Annotated in this window: 15 protein-coding genes; 8 read left to right on the plus strand and 7 right to left on the minus strand. The window is 74.8% G+C overall.

The window, feature by feature from the left end:
• Positions 1-338: 338 nt before the first annotated feature.
• The gene (locus tag OOT42_RS18380; RefSeq protein WP_273652595.1) at positions 339-902 is read right to left on the minus strand and encodes a YqgE/AlgH family protein; all 564 of its coding nucleotides are present in this window, start codon (positions 900-902) and stop codon (positions 339-341) included.
• 58 nt (positions 903-960) lie between these two features.
• The gene (locus OOT42_RS18385) at positions 961-1,746 is read right to left on the minus strand and encodes a class I SAM-dependent DNA methyltransferase (RefSeq protein ID WP_273652596.1); all 786 of its coding nucleotides are present in this window, start codon (positions 1,744-1,746) and stop codon (positions 961-963) included.
• Positions 1,747-1,848: 102 nt separating this feature from the next.
• Here OOT42_RS18385 and OOT42_RS18390 point away from each other — a divergent pair, with 102 nt between their 5' ends.
• Entirely contained in the window at positions 1,849-3,147 is a 1,299-nt protein-coding gene (locus OOT42_RS18390; RefSeq protein WP_273652597.1) for an MFS transporter, read from the plus strand.
• Positions 3,148-3,313: 166 nt separating this feature from the next.
• Here OOT42_RS18390 and OOT42_RS18395 read toward each other — a convergent pair whose 3' ends face one another.
• From OOT42_RS18395 to OOT42_RS18405, 3 genes are all read right to left on the minus strand, one after another.
• The gene (locus tag OOT42_RS18395) at positions 3,314-4,486 is read right to left on the minus strand and encodes a hypothetical protein (RefSeq protein WP_273652598.1); all 1,173 of its coding nucleotides are present in this window, start codon (positions 4,484-4,486) and stop codon (positions 3,314-3,316) included.
• Positions 4,487-4,653: 167 nt separating this feature from the next.
• The gene (locus tag OOT42_RS18400) at positions 4,654-5,808 is read right to left on the minus strand and encodes a lysylphosphatidylglycerol synthase domain-containing protein (protein ID WP_273652599.1); all 1,155 of its coding nucleotides are present in this window, start codon (positions 5,806-5,808) and stop codon (positions 4,654-4,656) included.
• Positions 5,805-6,191, minus strand: a complete 387-nt coding sequence (locus tag OOT42_RS18405; protein ID WP_273652600.1) for an META domain-containing protein — start codon at positions 6,189-6,191, stop codon at positions 5,805-5,807. The genes OOT42_RS18400 and OOT42_RS18405 overlap by 4 nt, the downstream gene beginning before the upstream one ends.
• A gap of 94 nt (positions 6,192-6,285) precedes the next feature.
• On the opposite strand from OOT42_RS18405, the gene OOT42_RS18410 reads away from it, so the two are divergent.
• The 3 genes from OOT42_RS18410 to OOT42_RS18420 are packed head-to-tail and all read left to right on the plus strand — an operon-like array spanning position 6,286 to position 10,555.
• Positions 6,286-8,085 carry an SLC13 family permease gene (locus tag OOT42_RS18410; protein ID WP_273652601.1) on the plus strand — a complete coding sequence of 600 codons (1,800 nt, stop codon included), beginning with the start codon at positions 6,286-6,288 and terminating at the stop codon, positions 8,083-8,085.
• A gap of 53 nt (positions 8,086-8,138) precedes the next feature.
• Positions 8,139-9,641, plus strand: a complete 1,503-nt coding sequence (locus tag OOT42_RS18415) for a leucyl aminopeptidase (RefSeq protein ID WP_273652602.1) — start codon at positions 8,139-8,141, stop codon at positions 9,639-9,641.
• Entirely contained in the window at positions 9,638-10,555 is a 918-nt protein-coding gene (locus tag OOT42_RS18420) for a cation transporter (protein WP_273652603.1), read from the plus strand. Before OOT42_RS18415 ends, OOT42_RS18420 begins: the two co-directional genes overlap by 4 nt.
• A gap of 12 nt (positions 10,556-10,567) precedes the next feature.
• Here OOT42_RS18420 and OOT42_RS18425 read toward each other — a convergent pair whose 3' ends face one another.
• A complete protein-coding gene (locus tag OOT42_RS18425) occupies positions 10,568-12,166 on the minus strand; it encodes an AbgT family transporter (protein ID WP_273652604.1) in 1,599 nt (532 codons plus the stop codon).
• Between the two features lie 149 nt (positions 12,167-12,315).
• Here OOT42_RS18425 and OOT42_RS18430 point away from each other — a divergent pair, with 149 nt between their 5' ends.
• From OOT42_RS18430 to OOT42_RS18445, 4 genes are all read left to right on the plus strand, one after another.
• Positions 12,316-13,062, plus strand: coding sequence for an HAD family hydrolase (locus tag OOT42_RS18430; protein ID WP_273652605.1), 747 nt, complete (start codon positions 12,316-12,318; stop codon positions 13,060-13,062).
• A 116-nt stretch (positions 13,063-13,178) separates the two neighbouring features.
• Positions 13,179-13,328 (plus strand): heme biosynthesis protein HemY, encoded by a 150-nt coding sequence (locus tag OOT42_RS18435; protein ID WP_273652606.1) that lies wholly within the window; start codon positions 13,179-13,181, stop codon positions 13,326-13,328.
• Positions 13,325-13,639, plus strand: coding sequence for a hypothetical protein (locus tag OOT42_RS18440; protein WP_273652607.1), 315 nt, complete (start codon positions 13,325-13,327; stop codon positions 13,637-13,639). The genes OOT42_RS18435 and OOT42_RS18440 overlap by 4 nt, the downstream gene beginning before the upstream one ends.
• Before the next feature lie 83 nt (positions 13,640-13,722).
• Entirely contained in the window at positions 13,723-14,526 is an 804-nt protein-coding gene (locus tag OOT42_RS18445) for a methyltransferase domain-containing protein (RefSeq protein ID WP_273652608.1), read from the plus strand.
• Between the two features lie 40 nt (positions 14,527-14,566).
• Here OOT42_RS18445 and OOT42_RS18450 read toward each other — a convergent pair whose 3' ends face one another.
• Complete coding sequence (locus tag OOT42_RS18450; protein WP_273652609.1) at positions 14,567-15,553, minus strand: aldo/keto reductase; 987 nt, start codon at positions 15,551-15,553, stop codon at positions 14,567-14,569.

Here is a 15,553-nt window from a genome sequence, read left to right on the forward strand (position 1 = left end):
CCTGCGTGCTGCGCGCTCACCGACCGGCGCGCGGTCGGGCCGGGCACGGGGGACGTGCCGTCGTCGACGGACGTCGCGGACCGTGCCCGACCCTGCGACCACGCGCCGGCCGGCAGAGACGGGAGTCGAACCCTGAGCGCTCCATGGGCGCCTGCATCCACGCAGGTGCTCCGGACGACACGCAGGACCCGCGACGGCGACGCCGTCCGGCTGCTCTCCCGGAGCGTCGGCGAGCGTAGGCGCAGGTCGGCGACCGGTGCACCGGGTTATCCACACCGGTCGCGGCCGGTCCGGTCGAGACGGCCTGCCCGCACGTCGGGGCGCGTGGCGGCCGCCCGTCAGTTGAGCGAGGCGTCCTCCGCGAACGTCGAGACGATCGCCAGGTCACCGCCCTGCCGGCGCAGCACGCGTCGCCACAGGGTCGACGGGTCGGCGGTGACCGCGTCGTCGGGCTCGGCCGGGAGCACGTACCAGGACCCCTCCTCGAGCTCGCCCTCGAGCTGGCCCGCACCCCAGCCCGAGTGACCCGCGAACACGCGCACGCCCGTGACGAGACCGTCGAGGGCCGCCGGGTCGGAGTCCAGGTCGACCAGGCTGAACGGTCCGACCAGCCGGTCGACCGTCGCCGGCAGCGGCGCCCCGACCGGCGCGGTGACCACGCCGATGGCGCCGTCGAGCCCGACGGGACCGCCCTGGAAGAGCGTCGCGGGCATGCTCACGTGGTCCTGCCAGGCGGGCAGCACGACGTCCACGTCGACCGGGACCGGACGGTTCAGGACCACGCCGAACGCGCCCTCGTCGCCGTGGTCCAGGAGCAGCACGACGGCACGGTGGAAGTTCGGGTCGAGCAGCCGGTTCTTCGCCACCAGCAGCCGGCCGCTGAGCGCCGGGTCGTCCGTCACCGTCCCATCATCGGCGACGCCCGCCCGACCTGCACCGGGCCGTCTCCGGCGGCAAGGGTTACCGCGCCTGGGCCGGCACCCGTCGGCCGTCCGGGCGGCGGTAGACGGAGACGTGCGACGTCGACTCCTCGTCGAACGGTGCGCCGGACCAGTCCGCCCACCGCGACTCGAGCTCCAGGCCGGCGATGCGCGCCATGAGGTCGAGCTCGGCGGGCCAGACGTACCGGTGCGGGCTGCGGCCCAGGCGGACGCCCTCCTCGCCGCCGAACCGCACGTGGTGCGAGACGACGTGCTGCCGGAGCACGTCGACGGTGTCGATCCCGACGTACCCGGGCTCGACGGCGAAGACGGTCGCGCGCTGCCCGGGCGGGAGGATGCGCAGCTGCGGCACCCACAGCTCGACGACGAACCGGCCGCCGGGCTCGAGGTGCGCGGACGCGTTGCGGAAGCACGCGACCTGGGCGTCCTGGTCCAGCAGGTTCGAGATCGTGTTGAAGACGAGGTAGACGAGCCGGAAGGGGCCGTCGACGCGCGTCGTCGCCATGTCGCCGTGCACCACGGGAAGGGTCTGCTCGTCGACCTTCTCGCGCAGCCGGGCGATCATCGCGCGCGACAGCTCGATGCCCGTGACGGGGACACCGCGCTCGGCGAGCGGGATCGCGACGCGGCCCGTGCCGACGGCGAGCTCGAGGGCGCGGCCGTCACCGGCCAGGGCCGCGAGTCGGTCGACGGTCGGTCCGAGCACCTCCGGCGCGAACATCCCCTCACCGGGAGTGTCGTAGCGGGCGGCGACGTCGGCGTCCCACAGCTCGTCCTGGGTGAGGTCGAAGACCGAGCGCTCCATACGGCCAACCTCGCACCTCGGACGCCGAGGCAGGCACTCCTTTACCGGGGCCACCAGGTATTCGAGCGGACCTCGTCGGGGCGCGGTGGCAGGATCCGCCGGGTGACCAGCACGGACAGCAGCCCCGAGACCGCGCCCGCACCAGCCCCGGCGGTGTCGTCCGTGCGGTCGGGGCTCGACCGGACGCGCGCCGCCTTCTCGTCGCTCGAGGACCGCCGCTACCGGTGGTGGTTCTCCGGCCAGGTGCTGTCGTCGTCGGGACACGTCACGCAGGCCGCGGGGCTCGCGTGGCTCGTGCTGCACCTGTCGGGCCGCGCGGTCGACCTGGGGCTCGTCACGACCGCGGCGATGCTGCCGATCCTCGTGGGCGCCGCCCCGGCCGGCGCGCTCGTCGACCGGTTCGACCGTCGGCGGCTGCTGCTCACCACCCAGGTGCTGCTGATGTCGCTCGGGGCGCTGCTGGCCGTCCTCACCGCGACCGGCGCGGTCACGGTGCCCCTCGTCCTCGCGTTCGCGTTCACGTCGGGCGTGGTCGCCGCCGTCGACGGGCCGGCACGGCAGGTGTTCGTGCTCGACCTCGTCGGACGCGAGCGGCTGGCCAGTGCCGTGAGCCTCTACGAGGTCGTCATGAACGCTGCGCGCGTCATCGGGCCGTCGGTCGGCGGCGTGCTGCTCGCGCTCGTCGGGCCCGCGGCGTGCTTCGCGTTCAACGCGGCGACGTACCTGCTGCCGCTCGGGGTGCTGCTCGCGCTGCGCGGGCTGCGCGCCCGGACCGCCGTCCGCGCGGGCGAGAAGCCGACGACGAGCCTGCGCGCCGGGCTCGCGTACACGTTCGGCCAGCCGGTCATCCGTGCGTGCGTGGTGCTCGCAGCGGCCAGCACGATGATCTTCAACCAGGGCGTCATGGTCCCGGTGCTGGCGACCGACGCGCTCGGGCTGCCGCCGCAGGGGTTCGGCGCGCTCATGGCCGCGTTCGGGCTGGGTGCCCTCCCCGGGGCGATCGCGGCTGCGGGCGGTGGTGCGCCGACGGGACGGCGGGTCGCGGTCCTGGCGTTCGCGACCGGCGTCGCGATCCTCCCCGTCGGGCTCGCTCCCGGCTTCGCGGTCGCCGTCGTCGCGGCCGCGGTGCTCGGGTTCGTCTCGATCTGGTGGGTCGCCGCGGCCAACACGCTCGTGCAGCTCGTCGCCGCACCGCACCTGCGGGGCCGCGTCATGGGCGTGTGGACCGCCGCGCTCCCGGGCAGCGCGCTGGTCACGGCGCTCGCCCTCGGGGCCGTGACCGACACGTGGGGCGTCCGGTGGGCGTACGTGGCCCTCGCGGCGTCGTTCCTGGCGGCCGCGGCCGCGGGCGCCCGCGCGCTCACCGCCCACGACCGGGCCACCGTCCCCGACCGCCCCTGACCGCCCCTGACCGCTCCTGACCGGACGCTCGCTCCCCTCGTCCGTCGCCGTCGACCCGGGTCTGGGTACCGCTCGAGGTCGTCGAGCGGTCACCGGACCCGGGTCGCGGGAGCGGTCGGACCGGCCGGCCGGGTCCGTACGGGCGGGCGCAGGTGGCGGGCGGTGGTCAGCAGCGGACGATCGAGCCGCCCGTCACGTTCGCGATCGTCAGGTTGACCGTGCACGGGTTCTCGACGACGCGCGCACCGCCGGACAGCGCCAGGTTGCGGATCGCGATGTCGCGGTTGGCGGGCATCGTCGAGCGCGCCGCGAGGCGCACGTCTCCCCCGACGACCGTCCCGCTCGTCGCGGCCAGGGTCACGTTGGTGCAGTTCTCGATCAGCACGGGGTTGTTGCCGGTCCGGCTGATCTCGACGCGGTTGATCCTCAGCCCGCCGGACTCGGAGACGCAGAAGACGCCGCGCCCGCCGCCGCTGGCCTTCACGGTGCCGACCGTGATGTTGGTCGGGTAGGACGAGCCGACGCGGCCCGCACGGTTGGCGATGCGGAACGCCGCGTACCCGGTACCGCTGCCGGCGTCCTGCGCGTCGACCGTGCCGACGGACGCGTTGATCGTGGCGTTGAGCAGCAGGCCGGACTCGCCGACGTTCCGCGCGGTGACGGTCCCGACGGTGAGCCCGTCGACGCCGTAGGTCTCGACCGCGTGCGACCCGGCGCCCGAGACGTAGGCGCGGTCGATGCTGATGTTGCGCGCGTACCGGCTCGTGTCGCCGAGGTTGTCGATGCGCACGCCGATGCCGCCGCCGGACAGCCGCATGTCGATCTCCCGCAGGCGCAGGTTGTCGACGTTGCGCGCGAAGATCCCGTAGACGGGCGTGCCGGTCAGGTACAGGCGCGCGACCTCGATGTCGGTCGCGCCGCGCATGTACACGCCGGCGACGTTGCCGGAGCCCGACCCGGTGACGTGGATCGTGCCGCAGGACTCGAGGGTCGTGTAGCTCGGCAGCGTGATGCGCGCGTTGGCCGACATGGTGCCGCTGCCGTTGACGACGACGCGCTGCTTGCTGGTGCGGCCCGCGTCGAGGCCGCCGATCGCGGTGTTGATCGCGGTGAGCATGTCGCTGCCGGACCAGAGCTCGCGGCTGCCGCGGTAGGCGCGCCAGGTGCTGCCGTCCTGGACGGCGGAACCGTGCACGGTCGAGCCGGTGCAGCTCGTGCCGGGTGCGGCGTGGCCGGGCGGTGCGACGGCGAGCGCGGCGACGGCGAGCCCGGTCGCCGTGAGCCCGGCGAGGAGCGCGGCGCGGACCGGGCGGTCGGCGCGTCCGAGGAGAGTGACCACGGTGTCCACCTTTCGAGGGTGTGACCGGGCCGGGTGGGCGGCACCCTCCGTCGGGCGCCCCGACGGTCCGGTCGGCGTCTCGCAGGCTAGGAGGACCGGTGGGCGCGGCACAGGGTCTTGAATCGTTTCGGTAAACGCATTCCAGCGTGTGCCCCGACTGCATCCTCCTAGCGAGCCGCGACCTCGCCGCGGTGCCGCGAGCGCCACGCGACCAGGCAGGCGAGGCCCAGCACGAGGGTCCCGAGGATCGTCACCACCCGCCACACGATCGTCGCCGCGACGATCGCCGCCTCCTGCTCGACGCCCACGGCCGTCGTCCAGGCACCGACCAGCAGCGCGTCGAGCAGCCCCAGCCCGAAGAGCGGGAACAGCGTCAGGGGGTACACCAGGAGGAACGGCCCCAGCACGTCGACGACCGACAGGCCCGTCACGCCGCACGCGCGCAGCGCGACGAGCAGCACGAGCCCGTCCGCGAGCACCATGCCCACGAGCGCCACCATCGACGGCAGCAGGCCCCGCCGCAGGCTCGCCGACGACCGCGCGCGCACCTCGACCATCGTCGCGGCCCACACGTCGGGGTCCACCGCCCTCCCGCGCCGCACCAGGGCGACCAGCCGCGCCGCCGTGCGCCCGAACCACGCCGCCAGGTGGTCCCCGCGCAGCAGCAGCACCAGAGCGGTGAGCATGACCGCGGCGACCAGCCCGCACACCACCGCGACCACCCACTGCCGGCGGTCCACCCCGCCCCAGACCAGCAGCAGGAGGCCCAGCGTCGGCGCGAGGAACCGCACCGCGTAGAACTTCGCGGTGTTGAGCGTGACGCCCGCCATCCCCGCGGTCGGGTCGACGCCCCACGACCGGAACATCGCGACGCGCACCACGATGTCCGAGGGCGGCGGCGTGAACGTCGCGACCACGTTCGCCGTGAGGTCGTTCTGCATCGAGCGGCGCAGCCCCAGGCCCGGCACGTAGTAGGTCAGGGGCACCGCGTTGAGCGTCTGCCGCAGCAGCAGCGCGAGCACGAGGGGGACGACGACGAGCACGGGCAGCCCCGCGAACGCGTCGGCGACCGCGGACCAGTCGACCGCCCCGACGAGCCGCGTCACCGCGACCCACGCGCACACGCCGACGACCAGCCACACGGCGGCCCGCACCGACCGGCACCGGCGGGCACCCGCCGCGACGCCCACGCCGACCCGTCCGTCGCCGCGTGCTCCCGCCGTGCGCTCGTCGCCCGCCACCGCCGTGCCGTCGCCACCGGACGCGCCCGCCGTGCCGTCGCCACCGGACGCGCCCGCCGGACCGTCGCCGGCCGACGTCATGCGGTGCCGGTGCGGGTGAGGGTCCCGAGCTGGCTCGCGTCCTTGTCGACGAAGACGAGCTGGTCGTCCTCGAGGCGCGCCGCCACCGCGAGCGACAGCCACGGGTCGACCGCAGGGCACGCCATGCGCGTCGTGGCCCACGCCGAGAACGTGACGCCCTCGTCGCTGCGCCGCCACTCGCCCGTCATGCGGTTGCACCCGTCCGAGCCCGACGCGGTGCCGTCCTCCGCGAGCTCCAGGTACGCCTCGCCCTCCGTCGACGACGCGCCCCACGACCCGGCGACGTCCTCGCCGCTCGACCGCGGCTCGGCGTCGGCCACCGCGCACCCGACCAGCACGCAGGTGCACACCAGGGCCGCGAGGACGAGCCGCATCGGGCGCATGTCGCGATCGTAGGCCCGACCAGCCGCGCCCACCGGGAGGAACCGGGCGGTTCGCCCTAGTGTGGCGAGCGGACCCGGACCGTCAGGAGGCGGCGTGTCGGACGCGGCGGTGAGCCTGCTCGTGCTCGTGGGCGTCGTCGGCCTGTTCGTGTGGAACCGGCTGTCCGTCGGCGTCGTCGCGATCCTCGCCGCGCTCACGCTCTGGGCGACGGGCCTCGTCGACGCGTCGCAGGCGGTCGCGGGGTTCGGCGACCCGGTCGTCGTCTTCATCGCGACCCTGTTCGTGCTGAGCGAGGGCCTGGAGTCGTCGGGCGTGACGGCCTGGGCGGGACAGCTCCTCGTCAACCGGGCCGGGACGCGGCGCGGCCCGCTGCTCGTCGCGGTCATGCTCCTGTCCGCGGTCATGGCCGCGGTCGTCACGCCGAACGGCGCCGCCGCCGCGCTGCTGCCCGTCGTCGTCCTCGCCGCCCGCAGGTCCCGGCAGGCGCCCGCGGCGATGCTCATGCCGCTCGCCTTCGCCGCGAGCGCGGGCGCGCTCCTCGTGCTGTCGGGCAGCACGGTCAACGTCATCGTGTCCGACGCCCTGGCCGACGCGACCGGCGAGCGGTTCGGCTTCTTCGAGTTCGCGCTCGTGGGCGCGCCGCTCGTCGCCGTGACCGTCGCGGTCGCCGTGACGCTCGGCCCGCGGCTGCTCCCCGAGCGGCAGCCCGACGTCGTGCCCGCGGACTTCTCCGACCACCTCGGCACCCTCGTCGAGCACTACCGGCTCGAGCGGGGTTTCTTCCGGGCGCGCGTGCGGGCGTCGTCGGACCTCGTCGGGGCCGCGCTCGCCGACGTGCGCGCACCCGACGACGTCGTCGTGCTCGGCGTGCAGCACCCCGACGGCGGTCCGGGCGGCGTGGCGGAGGCGATCGCCGCGGGTGACGTGCTCGTGGTCAGCGGCCCCAGCGACGCGGTCGCGCCGCTCGTCGCCGACCACGACCTCGACGTCGTCGCGACGCCCCTCACGCGGCACACGCGCGAGGCGCTGCTGGGCCGGGAGGTCGGCGTCGCGGAGCTCGTCGTCCCCCCGCGGTCGGCGCTCGTGGGGCGGCCCGTCTTCCCCGGGCTGCGGTACGCCGACGTCACGGTGCTGTCCGTCCGGCGGCTCGGCCGGCCGCGTGGCGCGCGCACCACCGAGCTCGCCGAGGGCGACATGCTGCTCGTGCACGGGACATGGCCCGCGGTCGAGGCGCTGTCCGGCTCGGCCGACGTGCTGGTCGTCGACGACCCCGACCTCGTGCGCCGGGCCGTGCCGCTCGGCGCGACCGCGTGGCGGGCCGTCGCCGTCCTCGTCCTGACCGTCGCGCTCCTGGCCTCCGGCCTGGTGCCGCCCGCGATCGCCGGGCTCGTCGGCGCCGTCGGGATGGTGCTGCTGCGCGTGGTGCGGCCCGCGCAGGCGTACCGGGCGGTGTCGTGGCAGACGGTCGTGCTCGTCGGGGGGCTCATCCCGCTGTCCACGGCGATCAGCACGAGCGGCGCCGCGGACCTCGTCGCGGGGTACCTGGTCGACCTCGTCGCCGGCGGGGACGCGCGCCTGCTGCTCGCCGCGCTGTTCGTCCTCACGCTCGTGCTCGGGCAGGTCGTGAGCAACACCGCGACCGTCCTCATCGTCGTGCCGATCGCCGTCGCCGCCGCGCAGGAGTCCGGGGTCGCGCTCGCGCCCGTGCTCATGCTCGTCGCCGTCGCCGGGGCGGCGTCGTTCCTCACGCCGATCGCGACACCCGCCAACATGATCGTGATGAACCCCGCGGGGTACCGGTTCGGCGACTACTGGAAGCTCGGGCTCGCGACGACGGCGACCTGGTTCGTCGTCGCCGTCGGGCTGATCCCGCTCGTCTGGCCGACCGGCTGACGGGCACGCAGGGGCACTGCAGGAGCACCACCCGGCACGCGAAGGAGACCACGATGACGTTCGACCCGGTTCCGTCCCTCCCGCTCGTGCGCGCGCTGCGCGTCGAGGTGGTGCCGCCCGACGCACCCGCCCGCACGGTCGGCGTCGGTGTCACGAGCGACGGCGACCTGCCCGCCGGCATCGGCCTCGACCGCGACGCACTCGCAGCGTGGGGCTTCCGTGCGACCCCCGGGGCGACGCTCGCGCTCCCGCGGGCCGGTGACGACACGTCGCTCGTGCTCGTCGGCCTCGGACCCGCCGCGGAGGTCGGCCCGGCGGTCCTGCGGGACGCCGCGGCGGCGTTCGCACGCGCCGACGGTCGAGCCGCGCACCTGGTCACGGACCTCGCGACCGCGCCGACGGGCGGGACGCCGGACGTCGCGGCCGCCGCCCAGGCCGTCGTCGAGGGCGTGGTCCTCGGCCGCTACCGCTACGACCCGCTGCGCTCCGAGGCGGACACCGTCCCCGTCGAGCGACTGGACCTGCGGGTCCCGCAGGACGCCGCGGACGCCGCCCGCACGGGGGCCGCGCGCGGGCTGGTCCTCGCGCGCGCCGCGGCGCTGTCCCGCGACCTCGCCAACACCCCGGCCGGGCACCTGACGGCCCCGGACGTCGCCGACGTCGCGCGGCGGCTCGCGACCGACGCGGGGCTCGACGTCACGGTGCACGACAAGGAGTCGCTGCTCGCGCTCGGGTGCGGCGGGCTGCTCGGGGTCAACGCCGGGTCCGCGGTCGAGCCCCGGATGGTCGTCCTGCACTACGTGCCCGACGGGGACGCCGAGCCCGGCCACCTCGGGTTCGTCGGGAAGGGCATCACGTACGACTCGGGCGGCATCAGCCTCAAGCCGTCGAACGCGATGCACGCGGCGATGAAGATGGACATGACCGGCGCAGGCGCGGTGCTCGCCGCGATGACGGTGCTCCGCGAGCTCCACGTGCCCGTGCGCGTCTCCGCCTACCTCGCCCTGACGGACAACATGCCGTCCGCGACGGCGACGAAGCTCGGGGACGTGCTCGTCACGCGCGCCGGGCGGACGATCGAGGTCGTCAACACCGACGCCGAGGGCCGCCTCGTCATGTCGGACGCGATCACGCTCGCGCAGGAGGACGGCGTCGACGCGATCGTCGACATCGCGACCCTGACGGGCGCGTGCCTGGCCGCGCTCGGGCCGCTCACCGCCGGACTGCTCGGCAACGACGACCGCGTGCAAGGGCTCGTCGAGGACGCCGCGGACGCGACCGACGAACGGGTCTGGCGGCTGCCCCTCGACCGCCGGTACCGGTCGTGGATGGACTCCGAGGTCGCCGACATCAAGAACCTCGGCGGCGAGTTCGCCGGAGCCATCACGGCCGCGCTCTTCCTGGCGGAGTGGGTCGGCGACACCCCCTGGGCGCACCTCGACATCGCCGGGCCCATGCGCTCGGATAAGGACGACGCGTGGCGGACCAAGGGCGCCACCGGGTTCGGCGCGCGGCTGCTCGCCGAGGTCGCGTCGGCGTACCGCGCACCGGCATGACGGACCCGCCGCGCGCCGGTGCGCAGGCGGCCGACGAGCGGCGGGCGCTGGTCGTGTCCGTCGCCGCGTCGGCCGTCGCCGGTGGCGGCGCGGTCGTCTGGGGCGTCGTCGCGGACTCGGGCGTGCTCGTGTTCGACGGCGTGTTCCTGCTCGCGGGCATCCTGCTCTCGGGCGTCTCGCTCGCCGCCGCCCGGGCCGCCGCCTCGCCGCCGACCGTCGAGTACCCGTTCGGGAGGCACGCCGTCACGCCGCTCGCCGTCGCGCTGCAGGGCGCCGCCCTGCTCGGCACGGTCGCGTACGCGGCGGCGGACGCCGTGACGACCCTGCTGGCCGGCGGCTCCGACGCGAGCCCCGCGACGATGCTGCTCTACGGCGTCACCAGCGCCGCCGTGTCGCTCGGCGTCGTCGCGTGGCTGCGGCGGACGCGCGGCTCGGACCTGGTCGACGCGGAGGTCGCGCAGTGGCGGGCCGGCGCCGTGCTGAGCGCGGTCGTCGGCGTCGGCGGTGCGGCCGCGCTCGGGCTCGACGCGCTCGGCGCGACGGCCGCGACGCGGTACGCCGACCCGGTGCTGCTGCTGGTGGCGTGCGCGGTGATCGTCCCGGTGCCGGTCGGGCTCGTGCGTGCGGCGGCGCGCGAGCTGCTGGAGGCGGCGCCGTCCGGGCCCGTCGCCGCGGCGCTCGCGGCTGCCGTCGCCGACGTGCGGGACCGGTTCGGGCTGCCCGAGCCCGTCGTGCGCGCGACGAAGCTCGGCCGCCGGCTGTACGTCGAGGTCGACTTCGTCGTCGAGCCGGGCACCTGGGACGTCGACGCGGAGGACCGGGTCCGGCGCGCGGTCGTCGACGCGCTCCGGTCGCTCGACGGCGACGTCTGGGCGACGGTCGAGGTCACCGCCGACCCGGAGCTGGCTGCCTGAGGCGCCCGGGGCTCACTCCAGGTAGATCGAGGCGCCGGGGCCGAGGGGGATGCCCACCAGGTACCAGACGACGAGGAGCGCGCTCCACGTCACCAGCAGCGCCACGGTGTACGGGAGCATCAGGGAGATGACCGAGCCGACGCCGACCTTGCGCCGGTACCGCTCGGCGAAGATCACGATGAGCGCGAAGTACGGCATGAGCGGCGTCGCGACGTTGATCGGCGAGTCGCCGACGCGGTACGCGGCCATCGCGAGGTCCGGCGAGACGCCGAGCTGGATGAACAGCGGCACGAACACGGGCGCGAAGATCGCCCACTTCGGCACGACGCCGCCGATGAAGATGTCGATCACCGCGGTCATCGCGATGAGCCCGAGGATCAGCCACACGGTCGAGAGGTTCGCGGCCTCGAGCGAGTCCGCCATGCCGACCGCGGCGATCGTGCCGAGGTTGGAGTAGTTGAAGTACGCGATGAACTGGCTGATGACGAGCAGCAGGAAGATCAGGCCGGACAGGTTCGCGATCGTCTTCGTCATCGGGTTGATGACGTCCATGCTGTTCCGCACGGTGCCGGCGCCCTTGCCGTAGCAGAGCCCCATGACGAAGAAGAACAGCAGGATGAGGAAGATGATGCTGTTGAGCAGCGGGGAGTCCTCGACGAGGCTGCCCGTCTCGGGGTTGCGCAGCGGCGCGCCCGGCGGCAGTGACAGGGCCAGGACCAGCACGAGGACGCCGACGAACCCCCAGAACGCCCAGCGCAGGCCGTTGCGCTCGTCGGCGGACAGCTCGCCGCTCGCGGCCGCCGGCGCGGGGCCCACCTCGGGGTCGTCCGCCGCGGGCGCCTCGTCCTCCCGCCGGTAGGTCCCGAGGCGCGGCTCGACGAACTTCTCCGTCAGGACCGTCGCGACGACGGCGACGAGGAACGTCGAGACGATCCCGAAGAACAGGTTCCCGGTGATGGACACGTGCTGCGCGGGGTCGGCGATCGCCTCGTTGGTGATCTCGGTGAGCATCCCGTCGACGGGCGTGATCAGGAGGTTCACGCCGAAACCGCCGCCGACGCCCGCGAACGCCGCGGCGAGCCCCGCGAGCGGGTGCCGGCCGAGCGACGCGAACACCGCGGCGGCGAGCGGGATGAGGACGAGGTAGCCGGCGTCGGTCGCGATCGACGAGATGACGCCGAGCAGCACGATCGAGAACGTCACGAACCGCGGCGGCGTGACCTTCACGAGGCGCTTGATGAACGCCCCGATCAGGCCGACCTCCTCCGCGAGCCCGACACCGATCATCGCGACGACGATCACGCCCACGACGCCGAAGCCGTTGAAGTTGGCGACGGCCGACGTGAACACGAACCGGATGCCGTCCGCGTCGAGCAGGCTCTGCGCGCTGACCGTGACGGTCTGCACCTCGTCGGACCCGAGCTGCGCCTGCTCGAACGTCACGCTGCTGCCCGCAGCCTGGAACACGGCCGACAGCACCATGATCAGCGCGATCAGCGCGAGGAAGATGATGACGGGGTGCGGGACCTTGTTGCCCGCCCGCTCGACCGCGTCGAGCACCTTCTGCAGCGCCCCCCGCTGCGCCACGGGCTCCTGGACGACCTCGCTCACCGCACACCTCCGGACGGCTGGCACGGGCACCTTCTGGCGACGGTAGGGCATGAACGGGCGATTCCGCAGATAGCAGGCGGACCGGGCGCGCCACGCGTCGTCCCCTGCGCGGCTCTCCCGTCCGGCACACCTGCCGCTAAGGTCGCCGCGTGACTGCGCCCGAGCCGACCGAGGAGTCGGCGCCCTCGCCGCACAGGCCCGCGTTCCGCGGGGTGCTGCTCGACTGGCGCGGCACGCTCGTCGTCGCGCCCACCTACTCGTGGCTCGTCGGGACGGCGCTCGACCGGCTCGGCCGCCCGGCGAGCCCGACGGACGCCGAGCGCGTGCTCGCCGCCCTGCGCGGCACGGACAGCACGCCCGTCGAGTCGTCGACGATCGACACGGACGCCGCCGGGCACCGCGCCGCGTACGAGGACTGGTTCCGGGCGGCCGGGCTCGACGACGACCTGGCGGCGGCGCTGTACGCGGCCGAGTCGGACGTCGCGGCCAACTCGTTCGCGCACGACGTCGGCGACCTGCTCGCGACGCTGGCCGGGGCGGGTGTCCGGATCGGCGTCGTGTCCGACATCCACGTCGACCTGCGCCCTGTCTTCGCAGCGCACCGCCTGCCTGACGGGCGCACGTGGGCGGACGTGGTCGACGCGTGGGCGCTGTCGTTCGAGCTCGGCGTCGCGAAGCCGGACCCGGCGATCTTCCGGGCGGCGCTCGACGGGCTGGCACTCCCTGCGTCGGACGTCCTCATGGTCGGCGACCGGGGCGGGTGGGACGGCGGGGCAGTGGACGTCGGGATGACGACGCTGCTCGTGCCGCCTCTCGTGGACCCTGAGGAGCGGCGGCTGCACCGGGTGCTGGACCTCGTGCTCCCGGGTCGTCGGGCCTCCGCCGCGTCGCCCTGACGGGCGAGCCCGGGCGTCGCGCACTCCGAGGTCCGCACAGCAGCGGCAGTTCCGACCACGCGGCGTCTCCCGTAGGTCTAGCCTGCAGGAGACGCACGCCGACGACGGGGGACGCCATGCCGGACGAGACCGCACCGCAGCGCTACGCCGCTCTTCCGGAGCCCGTACGCCTGGCGGACACCACCCCGTCCCAGCCGGCCTCGGCGGCCCCGGACCCCACGATGGGCCGGGACCCCGAGACCGAGTTCATGCTCCGGTACCTGTGAGCGGCACCGCGATGGCCGGGACGGCCGCGCCGGCCGAGGTGCGCGCGAGCGGGTGGGCCCGGTGGGTCCGGCGGTGGGTCTCGGTCGGCGGCCTCGTGACCGTCGTCGGGCTCGGCAACCTCGTCGCGGCGCTCAACTGGAACGCGATCGCGAAGGGCTCGCAGGACCTCGACGCCTTCGCCGCGTCCGACCGGTATGCGCTGTGGGGGTTCGCGCTCCTGGTCGTGGGGCAGGCGATGGTGACGCGTCGCGCCTTCACCGACACCGGCGTCGCGAGTCCTGCGGCCTCCGGCGGTGACGACCGCTCGTAGCCGAGACCGGCTGCCGGGACCGCGCCCGCGGCGACGGGCGGGTATCTTGATGTCGAGATACTTTGTGGACGCGGGAGGCCGCCATGTGGGACCCGCAGCAGTACGCCCGGTTCGCCTCGCACCGGGGGCGCCCGTTCGCCGACCTCCTCGCGCGCGTCGGGGCAGAGCGGCCGCGGCTCGTCGTCGACCTCGGGTGCGGTGACGGACCGCTCACGCTGAGCCTGACGCAGCGCTGGCCCGGGGCACGCGTGGTCGGGCTCGACTCCTCGCCGCAGATGCTCGACGCCGCCCGCGCACTCGACCCGGATGGCCGCGTCGAGTGGGTCGAGGTCCGGGCCGAGGACTGGGACCCGGCGTCGCTCGGGCAGCCCGTCGACGTGCTCGTCACGAACGCCGCGCTGCAGTGGGTCCCCGGGCACCTCGACCTGCTGCCCCGCTGGGTCGACGCGCTCGCCGGCGACGGGTGGTTCGCGATGCAGGTGCCGTCGAACTTCGATGCACCGTCGCACGCGCTCATGCGGGAGGTCGCCGCCCGGCACGCGCGCGCGGACGACCTGCTCCCCGTCCTGCAGCGAGCCGCTGCGGTGGCCGCGCCCGTCGACTACCTCGACGCCCTGGCGACGCTCCGGCTCGACGCGGACGTCTGGCAGACGACGTACGAGCACGTGCTGGACCCGCGCGGCGAGCAGCCGTCGCCGGTGCTCGAGTGGGTGCGCGGCACCGGGCTGCGGCCTGTGCTCGACGTGCTGACCGACGACGCCGAACGCGCCGCGTTCCTCGACCAGTACACCGCGGCGCTCGACGTCGCGTACCCGCGGCGGCCGTGGGGCGTGGTCCTCGGCTTCACGCGCACGTTCGCCGTCGGACACCGGCCGCCGCGGGCGTGACCGCTGGTGCTCGGGCCGACACCGGCCGACGCCGAGCGGGTCAGCGGTTGACCATCGACATGCCGGCGTCGTTGTAGCGGTTCCCCGCGACACCGACGCGCGCCGCGAGGCCGTCGAGGTCCGCGATCTCGTCGGCGGACAGCGCGAGGGCCGTCGCGCCGGCGTTCTCCGCGACGCGCTCGATGCGCCGCGTCCCCGGGATCGGCACGACCCACGGCTGCTGCGCGAGCAGCCACGCGAGCGCGACCTGCCCTGGCGTCGCGCCCTTCGAGTCGGCGAGCGCACGCACGTGGTCGACGAGCGCCTGGTTCGCCGTGCGGTTCTCCTCGGTGAAGCGCGGGACCCGCCGTCGGATGTCGTCGTCGGCGAACGTCGTGGACGCGTCGACGGTGCCCGTGAGGAACCCCTTGCCGAGCGGGCTGAACGGCACGAACCCGATGCCGAGCTCGGCGCACGTCGGCAGCACCTCGGGCTCGGGGTCGCGGGTCCACAGCGAGTACTCGCTCTGCACGGCGGCGACGGGGTGCACGGCGTGCGCGCGGCGGATCGTGGCCGCCCCGGCCTCCGAGAGCCCGAACGCGCGCACCTTGCCCTCCGCGACGAGCTCGCCGACCGTGCCGGCGACGTCCTCGATCGGCACGTCCGGGTCGACGCGGTGCTGGTAGAAGAGGTCGATCACGTCGGTGCGCAGGCGCCGGAGCGACGCGTCGGCGACGCGGCGGATCTGCTCGGGGCGCGAGTCGAGCCCGGCCATCGCGCCGTCCTCGATGTGCCAGCCGAACTTCGTCGCGATCACGACCTGGTCGCGGACCGGCGCGAGCGCCTCGCCGACGAGCTCCTCGTTGACGTAGGGGCCGTACACCTCGGCGGTGTCGACGAACGTGACGCCGAGGTCGACGGCGCCGCGCAGGACGCCGATCATCGCCTCCCGGTCGCCGGGGTTGGGGCCGTAGCTCATCGACATGCCCATGGCGCCGAGGCCGACGGCGGAGACGCGCAGGTCGCGTCCGAGCGAGCGGGTGTGCAT

The sequence above is a fragment of the Cellulomonas fimi genome, assembly GCF_028583725.1.
Classification (GTDB): Bacteria; Actinomycetota; Actinomycetes; order Actinomycetales; family Cellulomonadaceae; genus Cellulomonas; species Cellulomonas fimi_B.